Consider the following 25,545-nt stretch of genomic DNA (forward strand, 5'->3'; position numbering starts at 1 on the left):
AATTATTTAACCTTATAATGTACCTGTGGCATTTCTCTTAATTTTTTAGCGGCAAATTCAGCAGTTATATCTCGTTGCGGACTTGCCAACATTTCATAACCTACCATAAATTTCTTTACTGTTGCCGAACGTAACAAAGGCGGATAAAAATGCATGTGCCAATGCCATTCCGGATAATCACCACTATTTACCGGAGCCTGGTGCATGCCTGCAGAATAAGGAAAAGATGTTTCAAACAAGTTATCGTACTTAACGGTCAAAATCTTAATGGCATCTGCGAGTGATTTTATTTCAGCCTCAGTAAAATATTTTATGCTCGTTAAATGCCTTTTTGAAATAATGATTGTTTCATAAGGCCAAACTGCCCAGAAGGGAACCAAAACAACGAAATGATCATTTTCGTAAACTACTCTTTCCTGTTTTTCTTGCTCCAATTGCAGATATGCTGAAAGCAAACTTTTTCGGTGCACGGCATAATAATTTTTCTGATGTTCAGTTTCTTTCAGCAGTTCTGCCGGAATATCACTTAACGACCAGATTTGCCCATGCGGATGTGGATTACTGCAACCCATGATTTCACCTTTATTTTCAAAAATTTGAATGTATTTAATCCACTGGTTTTCTGATAAGCTATTAAACTCTTTTTGCCATAAAGCCACAACAGTTGCAATCTCTGCAACTTCCATTTCAGGGAGAGTTATATTATGTTTAGGGCTAAAACTGATGACTTTACACAACCCCTTTTGATTATTTGCAACCAATAAGTCAGCTTCATTAAAGCTGGCTAAAGGTGTATCATCCAACAAAGCTGAAAAATCATTTTTAAAAACGAAACTTTCGGTATAAGCTGGGTTTACATCGCCATCTGCCCGATCGTTACCTGGACACAAATAACATTTCGGCTCGTATTCCGGCCTATTGTCGGGACTAAGTTCTTCAACCTTTCCCTGCCACGGGCGTTTAGTTCTGTGGGGTGAAACTAGTACCCACTCACCGGTCAGAATATTTAATCGGGTGTGCGGGTTTGAATCTAAATCGAAAGTATTGCTCATTAATATGGTATTAAATGTTTGGGCAAAACTATATATAAATTATTAATTGTCAAAATGACAATTAATAATTTATATAATAATTTCTATTTTCGTAGAAAATTAGAGATCTTCAAATCCCAAATCGAACAAAAAATGATAGCATATTCTGGTCAGCCGCATTATCTCCTTGCTGTAGATTGCATTGTGTTTGGTTTTGACGGAGAACATTTAAAAATTTTGCTGGTTAAAAGAGGTTTGGAGCCAGAAATAAACAAGTGGAGTTTAATTGGTGGTTTTGTAGGCGCTAATGAGAGTCCGGATGATGCTGCAAACCGGGTTTTAAAAAAGAACACGGGTTTAGAAGGCATTTACCTTGAACAATTACAGATTTACGGCGAACCCAACCGCGATCCGATTGAAAGGACTTTATCTGTTGGTTATTTTGCGTTGATCGACATTCATAAATATCAGGCACAGATTAATGATGATTATCATGCTGAATGGTTTCTGATCAACGACCGTCCAAAACTCATCTTTGATCATGATCAAATGGTTAGTGATGCCAGAAAAAAACTTAGATACAAAGCAGCGTTACATCCTATTTTATTTGAAATGTTGCCCAAAAAATTCACCATCCCCCAGTTGCAAATTCTGTTTGAAGAAGTAAACGATACCAAAATTGACACCCGTAATTTTAGCAGAAAAATTGGTTCAACGGGCTTATTGATCAAACTGGCAGAAAAAGATAAATCAGGCTCGAAGAAAGGTGCATTTTATTTCAAAGTTGATAAAAAGAAGTACAATGCTAACTTTCAGGCCTTTCTGAACCTTATTCCCAACTTAAAACTTTAACTAAAGCGGCGCAATTTTAATCTCAATTTAAGATGAGATTCCTATTTTTGTTAGATGCTACGAATCGGAATAGCTGAAGATGATATCAAAATTGCTGATCTTTTAAAATCGGCGCTGGAAGAAAACGGCTATCAAATATCTACGGTATTTAATGGAATAGACGCACTGGAACAATTTGCCAATAAGCAATTCAATTTACTGATTATTGACATCATGATGCCCGGATTAAATGGCATCCAGTTATGTAAACGGCTTCGCGAAATTGATAGTCAGACACCTATCCTGATGCTTACCGCATTGGGAACAGTAGACGATAAGGTAACAGGCCTGGACGCAGGGGCTGATGACTATCTGGTAAAACCTTTCCACTTAAAAGAATTACTTGCCCGTGTTTCAGCACTGCTACGAAGACAATCTCCTTTAGTAAGCATGTCCAGTCATCAACTTTGTTTTGAAGATCTGGTGCTGGATACACATAGCAAAGAAGTATTCAGAGCGGGTAAAACTATTGAACTTAGTGCAAAAGAGTTTATTTTACTGGAGCTTTTTCTGCGTAACCCCAATCGTTTATTATCTCGCCAATATATTGCAGAGCAAGCCTGGGATATTCATTTCGATACCGGTACCAATGTAATTGATGTTTACATCAACTTTCTGCGTAAAAAAATAGATAAAGGCTTTGACAGAAAACTTATCCATACCAAAATCAATATGGGTTACATCCTCAAATAATGAAAATAAAAGATCGCATTGCACTTTATTTTACGCTGATAAGCACATCAATGCTTTTCGCTGTGCTTTGTGTTGTTTATTTTACTTTCATGAAATTTCTGGAGGCTGATTTCTTTGAGCGACTAACCGACAGAACAATGGTTACGGCTAAGCTTTATCTTGAAGCCGATGAAATTAGCAGAGATGCCTTGAACGATGTTCGCCACAAATATTTGCAGAAGCTTAACGGCGAGGTAACACGAATTTACGATTATAAAAACCGGGCAACTTTTATCGGAGATACCACCCAATACTGGACGAAGGCAACAATAGATCAGGTTAGAAAACGCAAACAAATTAAATATACGGATGGGGAACGACAGGTTGTGGGTATTTATTACAAAGATAACCAGGGCGATTTCGTCATTCTGGCTTCAGCATCCGATCAGGGATCACACAATAGATTAACGAAGCTGCTTAGGATCATGATTTTCGTGTTCATCATCATCTCGTTGGTTGTGTTAATTTTGAGCAGGTGGATAGCCGAAAAAATGTTAAAGCCGCTCAAAAAATTCATGCTGGAGGTAAAGCAGATTGGCTCTGAAAATATGGAATTCAGGGTGGAGGAAACTGATACCAAAGATGAAATTAACCTCATCGCCAAAAGTTTTAATCACTTAATGAATGAACTGGAACAGGCGTTTATCCTTCAAAAAACATTTGTGGCAAATGCCTCTCACGAACTAAGAACACCGGTTACGAGAATAATGATGGCTACCGAATTGGCTTTGTCAAAAAATCGTGATGCGGAAGCTTATCAAAAGGTGATCTATTCCATATTAGACGACGCCGAGAAAATGGATCATATTATTACCGGTTTACTGACCCTGGCGAGGATGGATATGGAATTGCTCAATGCTCAGCTCTCTCCTATCCGATTAGATCAATTGTTATTCAAAATTCAGGCAGAATGGAAACAGCGTAAAAACCTTACTATAGAATTTGTAAATGACTTATCGGAAGCCCATCCGCAGGTTTTAGCCAACGAAATTCTCCTGCAAATTGTACTCGATAACATTTTTTCGAACGCTTTTAAGTTTTCTAACCAACAAAATGTGGGATGTAAATTGACGCAGTCTGATGAAAATTTCGTGATCGAAATAATTGATCAGGGTCCTGGTATTCCACTGATGGAACAGGAAGAGGTTTTTAAACCCTTCTATACCCGATCTGCAGCAGTTGGACAAAAAGGTGAAGGAATGGGTTTGTATATGGCTCAAAAAATCATCACGTTGTTTAAAGGAAAAATAGAAATATTTGCGTCTAACGAGTATAAAAGTGTGTTTATCATATCGATACCTCAACTTTAATCCGCTTTTAATTTCGATTTAATTCGCGTTTAACTCGGCAAGAATAGTTTTGCCGTATGATGAGATTAAGTTCATTTTTGCTTTTCGTATTGGCTATTTCGATCAATGCAAGCTTTGCTCAAAGTGATTCCCTAAAACTAGATTTAAAACAAGCTGAAATTCTTTTTTTAAAGAATAATTTCGATTTACTGGCCAGTAACTATCAGATTGATCAGGCAAAGGCAGAAGTGATTACAGCGAAGCTTTTTGATAATCCGGAATTGGAGTATGAAAACCTTTTCTATAACCACGAAACCAAAAAAATTCTGCAAACATCTTATGCCTATGGTCAGTACGCAGGTTCTATTTCTCAGCTTGTCAAGCTGGCCGGAAAGCGAAATAAGAATATAAAATTGGCACAAACAGGTGTAAAATTGGCTGAACTGGAATATTTCGATTTGATGCGCACACTAAAATTTGAACTGCGCAACACTTTTTACAAAGCCTACTTCGCCACTCAATCTATTCACGTTTACGAAGACCAGGTCAAATCAACCGAAAGTTTGTTGAAGGCTTATGAAATCCAGTTGAAAGCCGGGAATATTGCCTTAAAAGATGTGATCAGAATCAAATCTTTAATAATTAATTTAAAGGCAGAACAGGCAAATCTTTTGAATGAGCTAGAAGATCACTATAAGGATTTAAGATTATTATGTGGCCTGGAACCTTCTGCAAACCTGAAGTTAACGGTTGCAGAAAGTAGAGTAACTGCTATAGATCAAATTCCTTACGCAAGGCTGCTTGATTCTGCCAGAACCAACCGGGCAGACTTAAAGCTGGCAAAAACTGATTTGGAGTACAACGAGCTTAACTTAAAATTGCAAAAGGCAATGGCTATCCCCGATGTTGAGGTCTCCCTGGCATACGATTTAAAAGGAAATTATCCCGAAAAATATACCGGTATCGGTCTGAAAATTCCAATTCCACTTTTTAACAGAAATCAAGGCGAAATTAAAAAGGCAAAGGTTGGAATCGATGCCGCTACCTCCAACATCAAAAAGCAGGAATTAATATTATCAAATGAGGTTTTCAACAGTTATCGCACTGCGATAAGGAACGAAAAGCTATTAATGGAGATTGATCCATCCTTTAATGGAGATTTTAATAAGATTATCAACGGACTGATTAAAAACTTTAGAGAGCGGAACATCAGCTTGATCGAATTCCTTGATTTGTATGAATCATACAAAGAAAATATCCTCCAAATCAACAGTCTCAAATTCGAAAGAATGAGCTCGAGAGAAGAACTCAATTATGTAACCGGCACAAACATATTCAAATAAGCATTATGCAAACCATCCATCAAAACATCATAAAAGGATTAATTTTCACCTCAATAGGCCTTGGTTTTGGCTGTAGCGAAAACAAGGTAGAAACCCCAACTGAAAAATTTGCCATTACAGATTCGTTATTAAGCAGGTTGATTATTGATACGGTACAGCAAGCTAACGGGAAGGCTGACATTATTTTCTCTGCTAAAATTACGGCAAATGAAGATCGGAAATCGGAACTTTTCCCGATGGTAAGCGGATCTGTAAATCGGGTGAATGTGCGTTTAGGTGATCAGGTAAATGCCGGACAAACCCTGGCAACAGTAAATAGTGCAGAAATGGCTGGATTTGACAAAGAAGTAATTGCGGCAAATGCTGAACTAAAAACTGCTGATAGAATTTTAAAGCAAGCTGAACAACTTTACGAAAGCGGTTTATCATCTGAAAAGGAATTGGAAGAAGCTAAAAATGATTACCAAACGAAAAAGGCAGAGCTAAAGAGAGCAAACGCTGTATTAAAAATAAACGGTGGCAGCAGTACAGGGTTATATGCTATAAAATCACCATTGAATGGTTTTGTAATTGAAAAAAATGTAAATGATAACATGCAATTGCGTAGCGATAATGATAAAAGCTTATTTACGGTTGCTGATCTTTCGAATGTTTGGGCGATGATCAATATCTATGAATCGGATATTTCTCGTGTTAAGCCTGGCGATGAAGTTAATTTATCTACACTGTCTTATCCAGAGCAGGTATTTAAAGGAAAAATAGATAAAATTTATAATCTGATTGATCAGGATAGTAAAGTGATGAATGCAAGAGTTGTCATTGCAAACCCTAACTTCCTGCTAAAACCAGGCATGTTAGGCACAGTTAAAGTTTCAGCAAGTTCAGGCGTTAATTTACCGGTTGTAAATGCCAGAGCTGTAATTTTTGATGAAAACAAAAACTATGTGCTTGTATTAAACAGCGACAATAAGGTTCGCATTCAGGAAATAGAGATTGGCCGTAAAACTGCCAACAGAATTTTCATTAGCAAGGGGGTTCAAGCTGGTGATCGGGTGATTGCATCTAAACAGGTTTTCTTGTTTGAAAACTTAAAAACGCAGTAAAATTCCTTTCACTCATTAGATTTTTAACCCATGAATAATTTTATCAAAAGCATCATCGGCTTTGCGCTGAAGAACAAATATTTTATTTTTTTCGCCACTTTCATCCTCATTTTAGCAGGTTATTTAAGTTTCAAAAATACCACCATTGATGCATTTCCTGATGTGACCAATACCAATATTACCATTATTACGCAATGGCCAGGGAGAAGTGCTGAAGAGGTAGAAAAGTTCGTTAGCCGTCCGCTGGAAATTGCCATGAACCCAACAGAAAAACGCACCAGCATTCGTTCCTCTTCCCTATTCGGACTTTCTATTGTTAAAGTAAGTTTTGAGGATGATGTTGATTACGCGGAAGCACGGGTTCAGGTGAATAACCACCTTGATGAAGCCGATTTACCCGAAGGCATTCAACCGGAAGTACAGCCACCATATGGCCCGACAGGAGAAATTTTCCGCTATACTTTAACCAGTGATCAAAAATCTGTACGTGAACTTAAAACCTTACAGGACTGGGTCATCCAGCGGGAATTACTTTCGGTATCGGGTATTGCCGATGTCGTGAGTTTCGGTGGCGAAGTGAAAACTTATCAAATTACCGTTGATCCACAGAAATCCATTCAATATGGCGTAACAGCTACAGAGCTTTTCGAAGCGGTTTCAAAAAGCAATATTAACGTGGGGGGCGATGTAATTGTTCAAAGTGGTCAGGCTTACGTAGTGCGTGGAATTGGTGTGCTCAACAACATTGATGAGATTAGAAATGTAGTGGTAGATAATGTAAATGGTACTCCCATATATGTTAAAACCATTGCCGAAGTTGCTGAATCAGCATTGCCAAGACTAGGACAGGTAGGCCGGGATCATGATCCTGATGTAGTGGAAGGGATTGTGGTGATGCGGAAAGGTGGCAACCCGAGTGAAGTAATAAGCCGATTAAAAGAAAAAATAACTATCATCAATAGCAGCATCTTACCGGATGATGTAAAGATTAAAGCCTTTTACGACCGCGAAGATTTAGTGAATTACTCCGTTCACACGGTTATGGGAAATATGCTTGAAGGGATTTTATTCGTTACTCTCATTGTTTTCCTTTTCATGGCTGATTGGCGCACCACGTTAATTGTATCGATCATCATTCCATTAGCACTTTTGTTTGCCTTTATCTGTTTAAAACTAAAAGGAATGCCTGCGAATTTGTTATCCATGGGTGCGATAGATTTCGGAATTATCATAGATGGTGCGGTCGTGATGGTGGAAGGAATCTTCGTAACCCTGGATATGAAAGCCAGGAAACTGGGCATGGATCGTTTCAATAAAATGAGCAAGCTGGGTTTTATCAAAAAGGCTTCCATGGAAAACGGGAAAGGAATTCTTTTTGCCAAACTGATTATCATCACCGGCTTGTTACCCATATTTACCTTCGAAAAAGTGGAAGGAAAAATGTTCTCTCCCCTGGCCTGGACATTAAGTTTTGCGCTTCTCGGTGCCTTAATTTTAACTTTTACACTGGTACCGGCAATGGCAAGTGTGTTGTTAAAAAAGAATGTAAAAGAGAAACATAACGTCTTTTTAGAATGGATGACAAAAGCAACTTTGAAATTCTATGATAGCTGTTTCAGCAAAAAAAGGCTAGTATTTTTCATATCGATTGTCGTATTGGTAATGGGTGTTTTCAGTTTTAAATTTTTAGGAACTGAATTTTTACCCAGTCTGGATGAAGGGTCGATTTATGTGCGGGCAACCGGTCCGTTGAGTATTTCACTTGATGAAACTAAAAAGCTTTCAAACGACATGCGAAAGATTTTTTTAAGTTTTGAAGAAGTGAAGCAGGTAATGTCGCAAACTGGTCGTCCAAATGATGGAACGGATGCCACAGGCTTTTATAATATGGAATTCCATGTAGATATTTACCCTCGTAAAGAATGGAAACGGAAACAAAGTAAAGAGCAACTGATTGAACGCATGCAGGAAAAGCTCAAAAGTTTTCCTGGCATCAGTCTAAATTTCTCTCAACCCATTTCTGACAACGTTGAAGAAGCTGTTTCTGGTGTTAAAGGTTCAATTGTAGTTAAAATGTTCGGCGAAAACTTCGAATTTATTGAACAGGAAGAGGAAAAAATTGAGAAGATTTTAAAAACTGTTGATGGTATTGAGGATTTAGGCATTCTAAGAAATCTTGGTCAGCCAGAATTGCAAATTAACCTTGATCAGAAAAAAATGGCGCTTTACGGTGTCAGCACAGCTGATGCCAACGCTGTAATTGAAATGGCTATTGGTGGTAAAGCAGCAACTCAAATTTATGAAGGCGAGCGAAAATTCGACCTCATCATCCGTTATCCGGAAGACTTTAGAAATGATGAAAGTTCTATTAGCAAACTTCGCATCCCCACTTTATCAGGTTCAAATGTTCAGCTTGGCGAAATTTCGAGCATCAGAAAAATCACTGGCCCAAGTATGATTTACCGCGACAAACACAAACGTTATGGCGCCATTAAATTCTCCATACGAGGTAGAGATATGGGCAGCGTAATTGCCGAAGCGCAACAAAAAGTAAATGCACAAATAAAACTTCCAAAAGAGTACAAATTAGAATGGGCAGGAGATTTCGAAAATCAACAACGAGCCATTTCCCGATTATCACAAGCTGTTCCAGTGAGTTTGTTGTTAATCTTCTTCATTCTTTTTGTGCTTTTTGGAAATATCAGGGATGCTTTATTGGTATTAAACAATGTGCCATTTGCGATGATTGGTGGAATTTTGGCTTTACTTATTGCCGGGGTAAACTTTAATATTTCGGCGGGGATCGGCTTTATTGCCTTGTTTGGAATCTGTGTTCAAAATGGCGTAATTCTGATTACCAGATTCAAAACAAATATTGCCGAATTGAAGCACCATGCAACCTGGACATTTACCGATGCCATGCGTGACGGAATTGCAAGCAGATTCAGGCCGGTTTTAATGACCGCACTAATGGCTGCAATAGGTTTAATGCCAGCAGCATTATCAACTGGAATTGGATCAGAAGCATCAAAACCATTAGCGATAGTAGTTATCGGTGGATTGATTACCAATACACTATTTAATCTTTTCGTTTACCCGATTGTATTTTATTGGTCGTACAAAAAAAAGGTTGAAAAAATAAATCCAGCACAAGCTTAAAAACAAAGCCTTTCGACTTTCGAAAGGCTTTGTTTTTTATTAGAATAATTTTTCTTGCGGAGGTTTAGTTCCTGCCAAACGCAGATAAACAGTGGTTTGACCACGATGGTGGGTTTGATGTTCGAAACCTTTTTCGAAAGCAGCTTCTCTTGAAAGTTCAAAACGATCAAATAGTTTTACCTTTTCATTTAACTGGGCGGCGTTTAATTTTTGAAGGGCAGCAATAACAAAATCATAACTATCTAAGACATTTTTAGTAACTACCGCTTTTGTTTTTTCGCTGGTTTTCTCAAGCTGATCCATTCCCGCAGGAGATTTAGCTCCTAAGGCAGCAGCCGTAAATACATAATTATCTGCACCCAAATGCAACATTTGCTCTGCGAATGATCGCATTTCAGGAGTAGGTTTCAACCCGTAATCTTTTTCAGGCATAGCATCCAGATACTCTTTAGTGTAAGCTTTTGCCCGCTCCCATTCTTTCACTACATCAGCAGGAGTAGTTTGTGCCCTTGCTGTATTAAATACAGCCATTAGCACCAATAAACTGGTTAATAATTTTATTGTTTTCATGTGATTTGGTTTTATCAACGTAAAATTAACAATAAGAATCGATTATAACTGCTGCGTTTTGGCTGAGAAAAATGGCTGAAAAAAAAAGGAGTTTGCAATGCAAACTCCTTTAACTTTAACTTAATTTCCAATCTGGACGTTCGAAATGGCAGGTATAACCATAGGGAACTTTTTGCAGGTAATCCTGATGGTCTTCTTCCGCATTCCAAAAATCACCAGCAGGAACCACTTCCGTTACAAATTTGCCCGGCCACTTGCCAGAATTTTCCAGTTCCTGAATTAACTCAAGTGCTGTATTTTTCTGCTCCTCATTCAGGTAAAAAATAGCTGAACGGTAAGATGTCCCGACGTCATTTCCCTGGCGGTTTTTTGTTGTAGGATCATGAATCTGGAAAAAATATTCCAATAGTTTGCGATACGATAATTCTTCAGGATTAAACTCAATTTCAATTCCTTCAGCATGTGTGCCGTGATTGCGATAAGTTGCATTTGGAACATCACCACCGGTGTAGCCTACAACAGTTGAAATTACACCAGGCTGGTGACGGATCAATTCCTCAACACCCCAGAAGCAGCCGCCAGCTAAAATTGCTTTTTCAGTACTCATATTTATGTGCTTTATTTTGTGAATTTAAGATATTACAATATTGAACGAATTAAACCGCCTTCTACCCTAATGGCGGCGCCGTTTGTTCCCGAAGCCAGCGGACTAACGTAATAAGTTACAGCGTTGGCAATTTCGCTAACATCTAAAAATCGTTGAATCAGTGAAGTTGGTCGCATATTTTTAAAGAAATCTTCTTCCACCTCAGCAATGCTGATATTTCCTTTTTTGGCTAAATCTTCAATAAAACCTCCAACACCTTTTGATTTTGTTGGTCCTGGCAAAATTGAATTTACCGTTACATTTGTGCCTTTGCTTAACTCAGCTAAACCCCTGCTTACGCCGAGTTGGGCAGTTTTGGTCATTCCGTAATGAATCATTTCATCGGGTATAAAAACTGCCGATTCACTGGAAATGAAAATGATCCTACCCCAGTTTTTAGCTAACATTTTTGGAAACAACGATCTTGATAAGCGGATACCACTCATTACATTAACTTCAAAAAAACGAAACCAATCCTCATTACTAATCTCTTCGAAGGCTTTCGGCTCGAAAATACCGGCATTATTAATCAGAATATCTACATCAGGCAAACTTTCAATTAGTTTGTTTACTTCCTCTGCCTTTGCAAAATCAGCTGCAATTCCAGTCACAGCATCATTTCCTGTATCCTTTTTCAATTTTGCAATCGCATTATCTATAGTTTCCTTCGATCGTCCATTGATAATTACTTGTGCTCCTTCTTTCAATAAACTTTCGGCAATTGCATATCCTATCCCAGCAGTTGATCCGCTTACGAAAGCAATTTTATTTTTTATTTGTAAATCCATTTTAGCTTTTATCTTTTAGATACGTAATGATAACAAATCCCTGATTGATCTGTTTATCGGAAAAAGCATACAGATGTAAAAATTAACTTGAATGATTGGCTAATGATGCAAATGATATTCGGCAGAAAGTATTGCAGACAGTGTTTTTATATCACTTAATTTGTGGCTAAGGAGATCAGATTTGTTTCCATCATTTAATTTGAGAAGGGAATCATCCACTGATTCTTCAGGCTGAATGGATTTTTCAAGTTTCAGATTCCTTATAATAGGAATGACTAAGTTGTTTTCGTTATCGATATCAAGCCCTTCGCCTGCCAGATAAATGGAAGTAATCATGGCATTGATTTTATAAATTATAACTTGTACCTCATACAAATATTGAAGATTCAGGCTCGATTGCCATGGCTCCTGACTTGCAGATTCAATGGATTCTGATAAAGCAGAGAGGCTCAGATTGGCATTTTTTCTGGCCATCCTATTTATATTTTCATTGGGCTCTTTGTTTTTATCTGTAGTGATCAGAAAATATTTCAAACTTGCATTTGCAGCTTCCTTGATTTTTTGATGCATTTGTTTGCTATCCCAGATCGGAAAAAGGTAAGTGGCAAGAATTGCAATTCCGCAGCCAATCATTGTAAATATTATCCTATCATGAACAATATGGTCAAAATGGCCATGATAACTACCTAAAGTAAGAATTACAGCTGGGGTAATAAACATTACACTTATGGTGTAATTAATTCTATTAAAAGCATAAAAACCAAGTAAACAAATAGCAGAAATGCTCAATAATATCGTGGGGCTTTTTATCAGATAGATTAGCAATAGGCCGATGGCAACTCCACCTAAACTTCCCTTTAACCGCTGAAAATTCCTTTTCCATGTGATTGAAAATTTTGGTCTCGCTACGATTACTAAAGTTAAAAAAAGCCAGTAGCTATATTTGCTGGTTTCTAATTGATTAATGAGCAGGAAACCGAACAGGAAGCAAATTGCCATGCGAAGCGAAAACCTGAATATTGGGGATTTTAAACCTAAATGATCTTTGAGCGAAAGTCGATCTGAACTCACAAACAGTGGATATTCAATAGTTTCATTGGGCTGTAAATGGTGTTGATCATTAATTTCGCTCTTTCTTATGGCCATAATGATCTGAGCAATTTCATCAATATTAGAAATTACACTTCTGATAAACTCTCGTTGTTCAGTGTTTAAGTGATTCATCTCTGCAATCAATTTTTTTTGATCAGCAATGAATGATGAATTAATTTTCGACCTTGACTCAATATTTTTAATGGTTCGAACATGCCTGCCAAGATCTTCAATTTCTTCGGCTAGTATTCGGATCAAATCAGCAATGAGCGTTAAACTTTTACCTCCAGATAAAGACTGTCGGATGGATTCGTAATCGAAATGAACTGCGTTAAGTTGTTCGTATAGGTCGATTAATAAGCCAGCCCGTTCCAATAAAACCCGACCCTTCTTATTGTCAGGGTTCATGGCATAGCGATCTGTTAACAATAAACTTCGGATTAATTCATGTTTTTGATTTACCCGAATGTGTAATTTGATAATCTCTCTTTGCTGATGATCTAATAGAATCTCCGGATCATAATTTTTGGCCTTTGCCTTTAAAAAGGCTGCACTGGCCAGCAAACATTCAAAAATGGCATGATTCAACGAACGATATGGACGGATGAGTGTTTGAATAACGCTAACTAAATAATACCAAACACCGCCGATTAACATGTATGCACTAAAATAAAGCGGCCGGGCCGGATGCAGCCCCATCACGAAAGTGCAAACGATTAAAGCCATGGTTCCAATCAAGCTCATTTTTTGACCATATACCGCAAACATGGAAAAGAGAAAAGCAAGAGAAGTAATAATCAGTGCAGACCAGATTTTGTAATTCAAAATCTGTGAAACTAAAAATGTTGTTAGAAAAAAGACAACAATGCTAATCAGCGCATTTTTAAGTTTGTTTAATCGGTTATCAGGCAAGTCGGTTAAGCTAATAAGCAAGGCACCGACACCAATTCCAGTCGCAGCTTCCGGGTTACCTAAGTAGAAAAACAATATAATTGGAAAAAGGACAGTTAAAGTGGTACGCAGCGCATCGGAGAAGTATTCTCCAAGAAAAAAGTAAGTAATATTTAATGCGAATGCTTTTTTGCCGCGTTTGATCAAGATGGAATAATTTATTTCAGTTAGTGCGGCAAAGGTAAGACATCAGTTGATATTTTCAGTCAGCAGGGTGTATTAAGGTTAACTGCTTTCAAAATTTCGCATCGCTGCTGATAATAAATTTATGTAGAGGCCTTTAAAAACCAAATTTCAAGGCAGCATCCAGGTATGAATTATTCTACAAGAATCGATATAAATTAAGGTGTTTTTACCCTTTTTATGTAAATTGTAAAACGCTAGTTTTAGTGCAGTTAGAATTAAATCAACGGGACGATTTAGAAACTAATGGAAAGCAGGCCCTCGGACCTGCTTTTTTTATATTTACTGGTTTCAATCGTACAAAACCAGTCTGAAACCATACTCTGAGCGTTGTAAAGCTTTTCAATGCAGAAAATCTCGTTCAGTTCGCAATTGGTGTAATCAAAAATAGGACTTGTGGATTAATGTAATTGTGGTCTATCGAAATCAAAGTGCAGTTAAAAGAGATAATTAATCACTCCCGGAAATACCATTGAACTAACGTTGATATCATAAAATTATGGCTGATTATTTATTAAGCATATGTCTCATCAAAACAATTAATACTGTACCACCTACCAATGCGATAGTTAAAACAACCAAATCAGCTTTGTACTTTCTCAAGTCTTTTCTATCGTGTGCAGCTTTAGCAGAAAATATTTTCTGAACGAGAAATGCAATGCATAAAGTAATAGTGATGATGTAGGTCATAATTTGAGGTTAATTGAATCACAAGATATGAAAATTTGGTATAAAATAAAAGCCCTCGCTTTTTGGGCGGGGGCTTGGTTAGTTAGAATAGCATTATGATGCCAAATTATTTTTTATCGGAATTAGCAAGCGGTGTACGATTTCCTTTATCATCAACTACAAATGCCTTTTCACTATTAAAAATAATCGCCTTACGGTTGCCTTTGTGTTGGTTGACATCTACACCAATAACTTTATCTCCATAATAAGCAGCAATATTTTCTTCGGTAATGGTATGGCCAACTACAATTTGCCTGACATCAAATTTTGCCAAAGTAGAATCTACTGTAGTGATGGGAGTTCTATCATCGCCGAAGTAACCTCTATACCAAAATGGACCACCACTGCTCATCCATTTTTTGCCTTCTGCATCAAGTTTTTTGGTAGAGATTCCATAATAGCTTCGGCATTTATCATTAATTTCCTTCAACGATAAGTTAGTGGCATTAATTTCAGGAGAAATACCTGCGTGGAGAAAAAGCTTATCGCCGATTTTTTCTATTGCATTTTTACTTCTTAGCCATTTGCCAATTTCAGTATCCTCTGCAATTAATTTTTCATATGTTATCCCAATCAATTTAGCTGATGCAGGATATTTTGGTGCTAAGTATCGTAAATCTCCCGCCATATTCATCACGTCGTGATTACCCAAGAGCACATGCACAAAGCCTCCTTTTTTAATGGCATCTTCTTCCAATTTATAAAGCAACCACAAATAAGGAACAACATCTTTTCCACGATCGAATAAATCGCCACAAATCACTAAATGTCCTTTACCAAAAATCCAGTTATATTTCTCATCTATTACTTTATTCGCAATCATTAACGCCCGGAACGCCTCAAATTCACCTTCAATATCAGAAAGGACAAGCATTTTCTCTACAGCCTTATATGAAGAGGGCTGGATAACATTTTTAGCACGTAGCTTAAAACTAAAATCCCATTCTTTATGCTTTGCAAACCGAACCTGAACAGGATTTTTTTCATTTAAAGTATCTGTTTTGCTTAGATCATTCAGAACATAATGAGCAATAATGTTCTTTCCTGAGCGAACGATGTAAGGCCCATCTTGCTCGACCTGAGCTGCAACTTTAACACCATAAAATAATATAAATGGGAGCAATAAGTATTTAAGAGATCTCATAAAAAAAGAATAACATATAGCAAATGTATTTTTTTAATGATTATCTGCATAATAAATATAAAAAAGGGAGCCTATTAAATAAATAAGCTCCCTTTTAAAATTAGCAGAAGATTTTTTAATCAACAATGATATTAAAACCATTTAATCTACCACTTTCTTTTAAACGGAATGTTTCTTTGATTTTTCCGGTGGTTGGATTATACTGATTAACGCCAGAGAAACCTTCAGTTGTATTGTTCGATAAAAAGTAGATTTCGCCATTGTGCATAAAAGGATTTGAGGTTCCGTAGAAACTATCAGCAGGAATATTTAAACGGGTTGCTTTTTTTGTTGTCGCGTCGATTTCATTCCAGTACCATACGTCACTTCTATACGTTACGCCATGTTGCCCACCGCCATAATATGAGGTTGGTCTTGAAGGAATAGTGGTGTAAATTTTACTGTTGTGAACGAATAATCTATTAAATTCAGCTGGAAACTGATAGTTTTTGATATCAATAGAAAAGTTCTGATCGAATTGAGTTTCGCCGTTTTTGATACGTAGGATTTTTGAAGAAGCCGCTGTAGGCTGTGTTTTCATATCTGCTACTGCAACAAAATATAAGTCTTTGGTCACTTCATCATAGCTGTATAAAACGTGGTCGATAAATACACCTAAATTAGTTGTACCCGCAAATTTGGTCACATTCAAAATCTTGTTATTGGTTAAATCGTAAACTGCAATGGCCACCTCTTGTTTAGGAGGTGATACCTGCCAGTTGCCTGTTAATTTGGTACCCAATAATAAATCAACATAAAGTTTATCATCTCTTTTGGCCAAAATTAACTGACCAGCTGATTCATTTGGTAAGCCTTCGGATAATGAGCTAAAATCGATTTCCCCAGTACGCTCCATTGTAGTGGGGTTGAATTTCTGAACTTTTAGTCCACCTCTTACATCATCCCAGTAATAACCTTCAGTTGCACTCACTACTAAATAATTTGAAATATACGCGTTAGACAGTGAGGCTAAAAACTTATCCTGCACAACCTGACCTGCGGTGTTTAAATTTAATTTAAGGATGCCTTGTGCATTCGATGCGCTGTTTACTTTGTAAAGGGTTTTCCCTAATACACGGCCACCTAGTGAGCTACTAACTTGAAAAAATGGTAGACCAGATAAATTAATCTCACGAGATTTATTGTTTTTTAGTGCATAAATACCACCACTCCAATTTGCGTTTGCATTATAAATAATCCAGGTTTCATTTGCTGGAATATCTGTATCTGGCTGATTGGGTTCAGGCTCATTGGTTTTGCTACAAGCGCCTAAAAACATTAGCGCAGATAAACCAAACATTGTACTTAGAAATTTGATTCGTTTCATTTCGATTAGATAAAATATGATTATAAAAATTGATAAACTAGTTTTAGATATAATGACCTTCCTGGTTTTTGAACATTAAAGTTGTCGTAAAGCTTCTCATTTCCAATGTTCCTGCACTCGGCAGATAAAGTAATTTTTGGTTTGGAAAAGTGGTAGTAAACTCCAACATTATTGGCAAATTGTGCTAAACGATCATCATTTGGGATTACCAATGAAGTTTGAAAATCCTGCACCTTCTCAAATAATCCAGGTTCTTGATTCTTAGGAATTGCTTTAAGGAAGAAACGGTGCGTATAATTTGCGTTCCAGTTCACTTCCAACCTATCGTTGGCTTTGAAAACCTCATTAAAATATGTGCTAAACCAGATATTTCCAAATAAGAATGGTACGTTGGGGATGCGTGAACCTTCCAGATTTTTAAACATCGTTTCCTCAATTTCAACTCTTCGGATATCCTGGTAGGTTAAATTAGCGCCAAAATCAAAACGTTTAGATGGCGCATAACTGGCTTCTACTTCAAACCCTTTAACCTCTGCCCGCTCGTAATTAATATAGCGGCTAAATGGGATATCCAATTGTAGAAAGATAATATCCTTAACTTTTCTGTAGAATAATCCTGTTGAAAGCGTTAGGCTATGGTCACCTTCCTGAAAGCTGTATTGACCGTTTAAATTAACGTTGTGACTTTTTTCAGGCTTAAGGTCCATATTCTCCTTAATCAATCTGGCATCACCAAAAATTTCATATTCATCTGGCAATCGATTCGCATATTCATATGAAACCTTTAACATATAGCGACCAGTGTTCCAGCGCAAACCCCCAAGGTAACCCAATTGCTCTCCACTACTGGAAGACTGCCATCCCAAGCCAAAATTATCAGTTGTGTATCCTTTGGTATTGAAGTGATAATATTTTAAGGCAACGATACTTTCCAGGTGATCACCAAGCCAGCTTGAACGAAGCCCAAGGCCAAGGTTATTTTTTTGGTAAACTGCTGGTACGCCAAGTACATCTATCCTTTCAATAGCAGAAATGGCACCAAGTGGGTCGCTTCCTTTTCTATGTTGCTCATAATGCATTTGGCTGAAGTCAATAGTATGTTTAGCCGACAGTTGATAGGATGCTATCAATCTGGAGAAGAAAAACTGATAATCGATTTGCTGATTGTTTCCCAAATTAATTTCTCCAGGGCGAAGATTACTGCCAATGATCTGTCCATCCCAGCCATAACGCACCGTAGCCGTATCCACAAATTTTGTTTTGAAACTACTAAAGCTACTTAACAGATTAATATTCAGTTTATCGTTAAAAAAACGTTTCTTATAGTTCAATAAAGCGGTATTATTAAGTTCTTTCGAAAACGCCTGCCCGTAAACCTTGTTCATTTCTGCATCGTGCTGCAGCTCTTTATCAAAGCTTGAATTGATCAACGTTAAACGTAAATCATCAACCCAGGATCGATTTTGCAAACCTGCGTAAGCTTCTGCGTAATAACTTTTTGTTGCATCATGAAATCTTCTGGCATCGCGGTATTCGGTTACGGAAGTTTGGGAATCGTAAAAAGGCGCATTCACTTTATAATCATTATCCGAATAATTGAATGAACTATTCGTTCCCAGATACCACTTTTTAGATCGATCTTGCCACAATGCATTTAGTGTTACCCGATGGGTATTAAAAGAGCCCCCTTCATATGATACTTCAGCGTATTGATCTAGACCAGTTCTGGTAACGAGGTTTACTCCACCACCTAAAGCATCACTCGCCAGATATATGGGCATTACGCCTTTATAAATTTCTACCCGATCGAGCATGTTTACCGGGATTGTGCCTAAGCTGAATCCATGCCCGAACAACTCAATCGGGATACCATCTTTAAATAACCTTACAGCTTTACCTTGCAAGCCGCCTAAGTTAATTTGAACCGGAGCGCCAAGATTCCCGTCACTTCTTAATTTTACACCAGAAGCCCTATTCAAAACCTCACTCACATCGCCGCCTTTATCGTACGATTTTCTCAGGTCAATTGCCTGAACCGAAAATGGGGAAGTCTCTATCTGGCGTTTAGTAGTTTTAGAAACGATTTGGACTTCTTTAAGCTCAAAACTTTTCATTTCCAGATTGCTCAAAGTGAAAGCAAAATAATTTTCGGCACTACAGCTTACCCTAATTGTACGGTTAATTGATGAGTTGCCTTTTTTTAGCTCAATTTGATAAACGCCTTCATCTAGTAAAATATTTGCTAACCCAGTGGCATTAGTTACTCCAACCGATTTATGATCAATGATGATGGTAATAGCAGAAAGTGGATTTTTATTTGAATCATCAACATAGATGCTAACAGGACAAGCAGCTTTTGCTGAAACAAAAAACGCACTAAAAAGGAAAATTAATGATAAGTATCTCTTAGTCAATTTATCTTTATTTAAACTGATTATAAATTATAACCGCAAAAGTAGTAGATTTGCCTAGCCGGAATTTATGAGAATGGAATTTTTTGTTATGAATTTAGAAATTAATAGATGAGCTATAAACTGGATGGTAGCGATTTTGATGATTTCCTTTTATACGATCAAAAGGTAGAAAATGAGGTTACTAAACCCGCTAACGGAATTGTTGAACACTTAAAATTTGTTACTCCAAAGGGGGAAATTACTTATGACCAGTTCATCGTGCGGGAGGATTTATCCATTTTACATGGCAATTATCTTTTTGGAGATAACATTAGCGTTAATGGAAAAGGGGATTCATCTCTTTTAGAGATGCACTTCAACCTTTCCGATCAACACATTTATTATAAAAATAAGGCTACAGCCCGGGATAGTGTTTCGGCAATGGCTGGAAACATTACATTCCTTACAGCGGAGGATAATCAGGCTAAAATCGGTTTTAAAGAGAATATAGAATATAACACATTCGATATTCATTTACCTTTTGTGACACTGGCACAGTACGAAGGTGAATCCAAAATACTAGATCGATTCTTGAACAAATGCCATAAAGACATCAGTACGGTTTTAGCACCTAATGAAATAAAGATTGGTGCGAAAGAGTTTTGTGTGATACAGGATATAAAGAACTGTCCTTATGTAGGACTTACAAGAAGGATCTACCTGGAATCGAAAGTTTACGAACTGATCGCATTAAGCTTTAATGGATTAGCTGAAGAAAAAGAAAATTTTAAATTAACTCATTCAGATACGGAAAGAATTGAATTTGCCGCTCAATTAATTAGAGAAAATCTTAACAAACCATTCACCATCGTAGAGTTGGCACGCAAGGCAAGCATCAATCAAACTAAACTTAAAGAGGGATTCAAATCTGTATTTGGAAATACTGTTTTTGGGTATTTACAAGAAATCAGAATGAATAAAGCCAGGCATTATCTTTTGGATAAAAACCTTTCGGTGCAGGAAATAAGTTATATGGTGGGTTACCAAAATATATCCAACTTCAGTATTGCTTTTAAGAAAACATTCGGTTATCCACCCACCAAATTAAGATCTAAAATGTAGTTATATACATTCATCCAGCATGTAAACGATAGATTCATAATTCTTACCTACCGCTTCAGACATGGCGATTTCGCAAGTTTTACCCGAAGAATAGTAGCCGTCGTAGTCTTCTTTTTTAACTTCATTAGCTTCTGGTAACGTTGCCGAAGCGGTTAATTCGGGAAATAAAAATCCTCGGTCGCCAGCCATTCCGCAGCAACCTGCATGGAGGGGCATCATCACTTCATTGGCCAACTGATTCGCAATTTTTACAAACTTGCCCTCGAGTCCCATTTTTTGTAACGAGCAAACCGGATGGAGTGCAATTTTATCTTTCTTCTTTAGAATTTTAGCATGAGGAAGCACATAATCCAAAATATAATCCACACTGTCAATAATGGTTAGCGCATCGAATTTCTTTTTATTCTCATCTGTTAACGATGGCCTGCACTCCTGTAAAGTATAGGTGCATGAGGTAATATCCAGTACAACCGGACTTTTTCCGTTGCCGCTCCATTCCCATAACTTGCTGATGGTATCATTCACGGTAAAGCGAAATGCATCATTAAAACCTTTTGAAGAAAAAATCTGCCCGCAACAGGTACCTGAGATATTATCAGGAATTCTAAAATCAATACCAGCTTTCTTTGAAACTTCAATAAATGTTTCAATGATATTTTTTTGTCCTTCCAACGTTCCACCCATTGTTCTGCTGATGCAAGTCGGATAATAAACCACTGAAGGCGCATTTGCTGCAGTTAATTTATGCTGGTACTGGCTAAATGATTTGGTGGGTTTAATTTGGTTTGACCATAAAGGCACGCCGGGAATTACTTTCTTAAAACCTTTGGTAAGGTTAGTCATTGCATTGGCTCCAAATACATTATTAATGCCTGAGGCCACGGTAATGCCAAACTTAACTACTGATGTAACCGGCTTAAAGTTTTTAGCAACTGTTAAGGCCAGTCCGTTTGCAAACTTGCTGTGGTTTTCTCGTCTTAATCGTTTCACCAAAGACCCTGTATTAATATCAACCGGACAGGCAGTTGCACATAAGCCGTCAACAGCACAAGTATCCAGGCCGTCGTATTGATATTCATCAAGCAATTCTTTGTAGCTCCCGTTTTCGTTGTTCCGCTTTAACTTAAGCAGTTCTCTTCTCACAACGATTCTCCGGCGTGGCGTTAGAGTGATATTTCTACTTGGGCATTTATATTCACAAAAGCCACATTCCATACATTTATCAACTTCCTCTTCAACTTGAGGTAAGTCTTTTAAGTTTTTGATATGTGCACCTTGATCTTCATTTATAATCACCCCTGGATTTAAAAGATAATGCGGATCGATTAAGTTTTTTAGCGATTTCATCACCTCATAAATTCCCTCGCCCCATTCAGTGGCCACGAAGGGCGCCATATTCCGTCCGGTTCCGTGTTCTGCCTTTAAAGCCCCTTTATATTTTTCAGTAACCAAAACAACAACTTCTTTTAAAAAGTTATTATACCTGCTGATTTCCGCAGCAGTATCAAATGCCTGGGTAACCACAAAGTGGATGTTTCCATCTTTCGCGTGACCAAAAATAATGGCATTATCATAATGGTATTTAGCGAATAAACCGTGTAAATCTAAAATTGAATTGCCTAACTCGGCAACTGGCACGGCGATATCCTCCAAAATAACGGTGGTTCCACTTGCCCTTACCGATCCTACTGAAGGAAACATTCCTTTCCTGATCTTCCATAAAAAAGCCTGCTCCACCGGATCATTCGTAAACTCTGGTGCAAACATCAGTTCAAGCTGATCAACAACAGAGAGAAATTGCGCTGATTTTGCATCCAGCTGGGCCTGGGTATGATCCTGATACTCGACCAGAAGCACAGCTGCTTCATCTGGCAACGATTTCAATATTGCTGGCACTCCTTTAATGTCTTCCACCGAACGCAATGAAGCACGATCCATCAACTCTACTGCCTCTGCACCTGAAATGGTTAAAGGTACAATCGCATTGCAAGCCGCAAAAATGTTAGGAAAATACAACAGCGCTGTAGTTTTGAGCGGATAATCGTCAACTGTATTCAGTACAGCTTCAGCAATAAAACCCAGCGTTCCTTCGGCACCAACAAGTACATGCGCTAAAATATCCAGAGGATGTTCATAATCTATGAATGCATTTATCGAGTAACCAACTGTATTTTTAGTCTTGTATTTATGCCTGATCAGTTCGAAGATTTCCTTATTATTGGCAATTTCTTTTTTCAAGGATTGGATGCCCCTAAAAATTACTGGACATTCATCCTCGAAGCGTTGATAATCTACAGCCTGTTCTGTGCTATATTGCTTACCGTTAGGAAGCACAAACCTGATGAATTTTAAGGTATGATAGGAGTTCTTACTCACACCACAGCACATCCCACTGGCATTATTTGACAGAATTCCTCCCATCATGGCTGAGTTAATGCTTGCAGGATCAGGGCCAATTTTTTTTCCAAATTTTTTAAGCTCGGAATTGACTACCGAACCCGTAACGCCCGGATGTACCCGTACCTGTGCACCATTGCTTTCTACCCTAACCAAATTCCAGTACTGACTTAAATCCACCAAAATACCATCAGAAATAGATTGCCCTGAGAGACTGGTACCCGCTGTTCGAAACGTAATTGGGATTTGATGTTGCTGTGAAAACGAAAACAGTGAGATCACTTCATTAATAGAGATTGGTTGCACAACTGCTTTTGGCCTGAGGTAATAAAAGCCTGCATCAGAGGCATAAGACACCAAATCTATCAATCTCGTTTTCACACGATCTTCAGCAATTATTTTGCTTAGCAATTTTCCAATCTCGTTCATCAATTTATCTAAGATAATCCTCTAAGGAAAACAAAGATAGCTTAAACATTTGTGCAATTAAAAGCATATTGAGTTTAGTAACCCCAAGTTTTTAATCCAAAGGATTTTTGGATGATGCTGCAATACCGATATACTAAAGTGCTTTAACCGATCTCTACATTTGGCTTTTTCACAACTATCACCAAATCCTTTGTTTACTTCAAGTCGATTTCGACAACAATTTGTATCCCTTTATTAAATTGGCTAATTTGCTTAATCATCCTTTAACTAAGTCCTTATGAAAAATTTTTTTTTATTTATTTGTCTGATTCTTTCAAATCGGATTGATGCACAAACCATCACTTTGAAAAAAGAATGGGCATCAACCGAGCAGCTTCCGGTACCAGAATCGGTAGTTTACATGGCAAATAGAAAAGAACTCTACGTTTCTCTTATCGACGGAGAGGGAAATGCGAAAGATGGCAAAGGCGGTGTTGCCATTTTAAATTTAGATGGAACAATTAAAAATGCTACCTGGATCAGCGGCCTGAATGCGCCAAAAGGAATGGCGGTGTATAACGGCAAACTGTATGTTGCCGATTTGGATGTGGTACATGCTATTGATCTAAAAACGGCAAAAATAGCAGAAACCGTGAAAGTGCCGGATGCTGTTTTCCTCAATGATATTGCCATTGAGAAAAAAGGAATTGTTTACGTTTCTGATACCCGGACAAATAAAATTCATCAAATTTCGCAGGGAGAGAGCCGCGTTTATATCGATCAGGTAACTGCAGCCAATGGACTGAAATTTATCAACAATGAACTTCATGTTTTATCAGGTTTTCAACTCCTGAAATTTGATAAAAATAAAAGCAAAACGATAATAACAGAAGGATTGGAAAAATCGGGCGATGGTTTGGAACCACTTGGCAACGGCGACTTTCTTGTAACCTGTTGGGCCGGAATTGTTTATCATATTCAGAAAGATGGCACCAAACATAAACTTTTAGATGTTCAGGGCAAGATGAATACAGCAGATATTTGTTACGATCAACGAAGCAAGATGCTTTATGTACCTACATTTAATGCCAACTCGGTCATTGCTTATAAAGTTGAATTTTAACCAATCAGACTCCTACCCATGAAAAAAATATTTGCCTTAACCCTACTGCTCGTTACGTTTATTCAACTTTCAATCGCACAAGACAGAAAACCTGCTACAAAAAGAACAGCCGCTAAAACTGATAGTGTATGGATGTTAACCTATTTCCGTCAGCGATATCCTACCAGGATAGAGATTAATGAAAAAGGTGAAACCGTAGAAGTTCCGTTACCGAACCCTATGTTAAGCGCAAATCTCCATATTGCGCTATCAAAGGATGGACGCCATTGGGATGCCTTAAATAATAATAAACCAATTTGGGATCGTTTCATGCGTGATCAATATATCCACCGCGGAGCAGATGGAACCTGGCGATTGATCGCAACAGGAGGCGGTGGTGGGCCTGAAAACAGAAAAAACTTCGGGCCGAGCGTTACCTATGCCACCTCAAAGAATTTAATTAACTGGAAATTTGAAAAATACATCCACTTAATGAAAGATGTAAAAGACGAAGCAGGAAATTTTGTTGGAAACATCTGGGCACCAGAATTTTATTACGATCAAAACACAAAAGAATACACCATTTTTTGGTCATCTACTTTTAAAGATGCAGGCTGGAAAGAAAGTAGATTATGGTATTGCCAAACTAAGGACTGGGAAACTTTCAGCCCTGCCAAATTAATGTTCGACCCGCCCTACTCGGTTATTGATGGAACAATGATTACGCACCAGGGTACTTACTATCTTTTCCACAAAGAAGAGGAGTTTGGTGCAAAAACTGGTGAAAGACGAGGTATTCGTGTAGCAACGGCGAAAAATATCGAAGGACCTTACAAAATTTACGAAGGGCCATTGAATAAAGGACAAATCGCCCCGACCATTACCGAAGGACCAAGTGTGATGAAAGATCCTTTAAAGAAAGGCTGGCTATTGCTGTATGATTACCCGATGGTAGACCAATACGGCATTTCTTCATCAACAGATTTATTTAACTGGAAATTAGAAAAAAACACTTCTATGCCAGACGATGCCCGGCATGGAAGTGTTTCCAGATTATCAGCTGCCGAAGCCAAAGCATTATTGAAGGCTTTTCCCAGCAAATAAAT

At 37.7% G+C, this 25,545-nt stretch carries 19 protein-coding genes; 9 read left to right on the plus strand and 10 right to left on the minus strand.

Annotated elements, in window-relative coordinates; all coding sequences use genetic code 11:
- Positions 1 to 2: 2 nt before the first annotated feature.
- Positions 3 to 1,052, minus strand: a complete 1,050-nt coding sequence (locus tag EA772_RS19485; protein WP_124914611.1) for a UDP-glucose--hexose-1-phosphate uridylyltransferase — start codon at positions 1,050 to 1,052, stop codon at positions 3 to 5.
- Positions 1,053 to 1,184: 132 nt separating this feature from the next.
- Here EA772_RS19485 and EA772_RS19490 point away from each other — a divergent pair, with 132 nt between their 5' ends.
- From EA772_RS19490 to EA772_RS19515, 6 genes are read left to right on the plus strand one after another with little or no spacing between them, the layout of a single operon-like run.
- Positions 1,185 to 1,883, plus strand: coding sequence for an NUDIX hydrolase (locus tag EA772_RS19490; protein ID WP_124914612.1), 699 nt, complete (start codon positions 1,185 to 1,187; stop codon positions 1,881 to 1,883).
- A gap of 54 nt (positions 1,884 to 1,937) precedes the next feature.
- The gene (locus EA772_RS19495) at positions 1,938 to 2,615 is read left to right on the plus strand and encodes a response regulator transcription factor (RefSeq protein ID WP_124914613.1); all 678 of its coding nucleotides are present in this window, start codon (positions 1,938 to 1,940) and stop codon (positions 2,613 to 2,615) included.
- Positions 2,615 to 3,964 (plus strand): ATP-binding protein, encoded by a 1,350-nt coding sequence (locus EA772_RS19500; RefSeq protein ID WP_124914614.1) that lies wholly within the window; start codon positions 2,615 to 2,617, stop codon positions 3,962 to 3,964. The genes EA772_RS19495 and EA772_RS19500 overlap by 1 nt, the downstream gene beginning before the upstream one ends.
- A 56-nt stretch (positions 3,965 to 4,020) precedes the next feature.
- Positions 4,021 to 5,286: a TolC family protein gene (locus EA772_RS19505; RefSeq protein WP_246833996.1), complete on the plus strand. Its 1,266-nt coding sequence runs from the start codon at positions 4,021 to 4,023 to the stop codon at positions 5,284 to 5,286.
- A 5-nt stretch (positions 5,287 to 5,291) separates the two neighbouring features.
- Entirely contained in the window at positions 5,292 to 6,389 is a 1,098-nt protein-coding gene (locus EA772_RS19510; RefSeq protein WP_124914615.1) for an efflux RND transporter periplasmic adaptor subunit, read from the plus strand.
- A gap of 30 nt (positions 6,390 to 6,419) precedes the next feature.
- The gene (locus EA772_RS19515) at positions 6,420 to 9,548 is read left to right on the plus strand and encodes an efflux RND transporter permease subunit (protein ID WP_124914616.1); all 3,129 of its coding nucleotides are present in this window, start codon (positions 6,420 to 6,422) and stop codon (positions 9,546 to 9,548) included.
- 39 nt (positions 9,549 to 9,587) lie between these two features.
- Here EA772_RS19515 and EA772_RS19520 read toward each other — a convergent pair whose 3' ends face one another.
- The 8 genes from EA772_RS19520 to EA772_RS19555 all read right to left on the minus strand — a co-directional run bounded on the left by EA772_RS19520 (position 9,588) and on the right by EA772_RS19555 (position 19,431).
- Complete coding sequence (locus EA772_RS19520) at positions 9,588 to 10,118, minus strand: DinB family protein (protein WP_124914617.1); 531 nt, start codon at positions 10,116 to 10,118, stop codon at positions 9,588 to 9,590.
- Positions 10,119 to 10,233: 115 nt separating this feature from the next.
- Positions 10,234 to 10,725 carry a peptide-methionine (S)-S-oxide reductase MsrA gene (msrA, locus tag EA772_RS19525; RefSeq protein ID WP_124914618.1) on the minus strand — a complete coding sequence of 164 codons (492 nt, stop codon included), beginning with the start codon at positions 10,723 to 10,725 and terminating at the stop codon, positions 10,234 to 10,236.
- A 32-nt stretch (positions 10,726 to 10,757) separates the two neighbouring features.
- On the minus strand, positions 10,758 to 11,552 hold the full coding sequence (locus EA772_RS19530) for an SDR family NAD(P)-dependent oxidoreductase (protein WP_124914619.1): 795 nt from the start codon (positions 11,550 to 11,552) through the stop codon (positions 10,758 to 10,760).
- Positions 11,553 to 11,651: 99 nt separating this feature from the next.
- Positions 11,652 to 13,742, minus strand: coding sequence for an FUSC family membrane protein (locus EA772_RS19535; RefSeq protein ID WP_124914620.1), 2,091 nt, complete (start codon positions 13,740 to 13,742; stop codon positions 11,652 to 11,654).
- Between the two features lie 543 nt (positions 13,743 to 14,285).
- Positions 14,286 to 14,468, minus strand: a complete 183-nt coding sequence (locus EA772_RS19540; RefSeq protein WP_124914621.1) for a hypothetical protein — start codon at positions 14,466 to 14,468, stop codon at positions 14,286 to 14,288.
- 106 nt (positions 14,469 to 14,574) lie between these two features.
- Complete coding sequence (locus EA772_RS19545; protein WP_124914622.1) at positions 14,575 to 15,651, minus strand: metallophosphoesterase; 1,077 nt, start codon at positions 15,649 to 15,651, stop codon at positions 14,575 to 14,577.
- A 115-nt stretch (positions 15,652 to 15,766) separates the two neighbouring features.
- Complete coding sequence (locus EA772_RS19550) at positions 15,767 to 17,017, minus strand: hypothetical protein (protein ID WP_116167945.1); 1,251 nt, start codon at positions 17,015 to 17,017, stop codon at positions 15,767 to 15,769.
- 20 nt (positions 17,018 to 17,037) lie between these two features.
- Positions 17,038 to 19,431, minus strand: coding sequence for a TonB-dependent receptor plug domain-containing protein (locus EA772_RS19555; RefSeq protein WP_210405056.1), 2,394 nt, complete (start codon positions 19,429 to 19,431; stop codon positions 17,038 to 17,040).
- A gap of 108 nt (positions 19,432 to 19,539) precedes the next feature.
- On the opposite strand from EA772_RS19555, the gene EA772_RS19560 reads away from it, so the two are divergent.
- Positions 19,540 to 20,532, plus strand: a complete 993-nt coding sequence (locus tag EA772_RS19560) for an AraC family transcriptional regulator (RefSeq protein ID WP_124914623.1) — start codon at positions 19,540 to 19,542, stop codon at positions 20,530 to 20,532.
- On the opposite strand, the gene EA772_RS19565 is transcribed toward EA772_RS19560, so the two are convergent.
- Positions 20,533 to 23,358 carry an FAD-binding and (Fe-S)-binding domain-containing protein gene (locus tag EA772_RS19565; RefSeq protein WP_124914624.1) on the minus strand — a complete coding sequence of 942 codons (2,826 nt, stop codon included), beginning with the start codon at positions 23,356 to 23,358 and terminating at the stop codon, positions 20,533 to 20,535. It lies immediately after the preceding gene.
- Between the two features lie 277 nt (positions 23,359 to 23,635).
- Here EA772_RS19565 and EA772_RS19570 point away from each other — a divergent pair, with 277 nt between their 5' ends.
- Both EA772_RS19570 and EA772_RS19575 read left to right on the plus strand, forming a co-directional pair.
- Positions 23,636 to 24,460, plus strand: coding sequence for an ATP-binding protein (locus EA772_RS19570; RefSeq protein WP_124914625.1), 825 nt, complete (start codon positions 23,636 to 23,638; stop codon positions 24,458 to 24,460).
- Between the two features lie 18 nt (positions 24,461 to 24,478).
- Positions 24,479 to 25,543 (plus strand): glycoside hydrolase family 43 protein, encoded by a 1,065-nt coding sequence (locus EA772_RS19575; RefSeq protein WP_246833997.1) that lies wholly within the window; start codon positions 24,479 to 24,481, stop codon positions 25,541 to 25,543.
- Positions 25,544 to 25,545 lie beyond the last annotated feature (2 nt).

Source organism: Pedobacter sp. G11 (assembly GCF_003860265.1).
Classification (GTDB): domain Bacteria; phylum Bacteroidota; class Bacteroidia; order Sphingobacteriales; family Sphingobacteriaceae; genus Pedobacter; species Pedobacter agri.

Excerpts from the sequence above, each read along its gene's own strand:
- EA772_RS19485 (WP_124914611.1), bottom strand. The coding sequence starts at position 1,052 with ATGAGCAATACTTTCGATTTAGATTCAAACCCGCACACCCGATTAAAT.
- EA772_RS19490 (WP_124914612.1), top strand. The coding sequence starts at position 1,185 with ATGATAGCATATTCTGGTCAGCCGCATTATCTCCTTGCTGTAGATTGC.
- EA772_RS19495 (WP_124914613.1), top strand. The coding sequence starts at position 1,938 with ATGCTACGAATCGGAATAGCTGAAGATGATATCAAAATTGCTGATCTT.
- EA772_RS19500 (WP_124914614.1), top strand. The coding sequence starts at position 2,615 with ATGAAAATAAAAGATCGCATTGCACTTTATTTTACGCTGATAAGCACA.
- EA772_RS19505 (WP_246833996.1), top strand. The coding sequence starts at position 4,021 with ATGATGAGATTAAGTTCATTTTTGCTTTTCGTATTGGCTATTTCGATC.
- EA772_RS19510 (WP_124914615.1), top strand. The coding sequence starts at position 5,292 with ATGCAAACCATCCATCAAAACATCATAAAAGGATTAATTTTCACCTCA.
- EA772_RS19515 (WP_124914616.1), top strand. The coding sequence starts at position 6,420 with ATGAATAATTTTATCAAAAGCATCATCGGCTTTGCGCTGAAGAACAAA.
- EA772_RS19520 (WP_124914617.1), bottom strand. The coding sequence starts at position 10,118 with ATGAAAACAATAAAATTATTAACCAGTTTATTGGTGCTAATGGCTGTA.
- msrA (WP_124914618.1), bottom strand. The coding sequence starts at position 10,725 with ATGAGTACTGAAAAAGCAATTTTAGCTGGCGGCTGCTTCTGGGGTGTT.
- EA772_RS19530 (WP_124914619.1), bottom strand. The coding sequence starts at position 11,552 with ATGGATTTACAAATAAAAAATAAAATTGCTTTCGTAAGCGGATCAACT.
- EA772_RS19540 (WP_124914621.1), bottom strand. The coding sequence starts at position 14,468 with ATGACCTACATCATCACTATTACTTTATGCATTGCATTTCTCGTTCAG.
- EA772_RS19545 (WP_124914622.1), bottom strand. The coding sequence starts at position 15,651 with ATGAGATCTCTTAAATACTTATTGCTCCCATTTATATTATTTTATGGT.
- EA772_RS19550 (WP_116167945.1), bottom strand. The coding sequence starts at position 17,017 with ATGAAACGAATCAAATTTCTAAGTACAATGTTTGGTTTATCTGCGCTA.
- EA772_RS19560 (WP_124914623.1), top strand. The coding sequence starts at position 19,540 with ATGAGCTATAAACTGGATGGTAGCGATTTTGATGATTTCCTTTTATAC.
- EA772_RS19565 (WP_124914624.1), bottom strand. The coding sequence starts at position 23,358 with ATGAACGAGATTGGAAAATTGCTAAGCAAAATAATTGCTGAAGATCGT.
- EA772_RS19570 (WP_124914625.1), top strand. The coding sequence starts at position 23,636 with ATGAAAAATTTTTTTTTATTTATTTGTCTGATTCTTTCAAATCGGATT.
- EA772_RS19575 (WP_246833997.1), top strand. The coding sequence starts at position 24,479 with ATGAAAAAAATATTTGCCTTAACCCTACTGCTCGTTACGTTTATTCAA.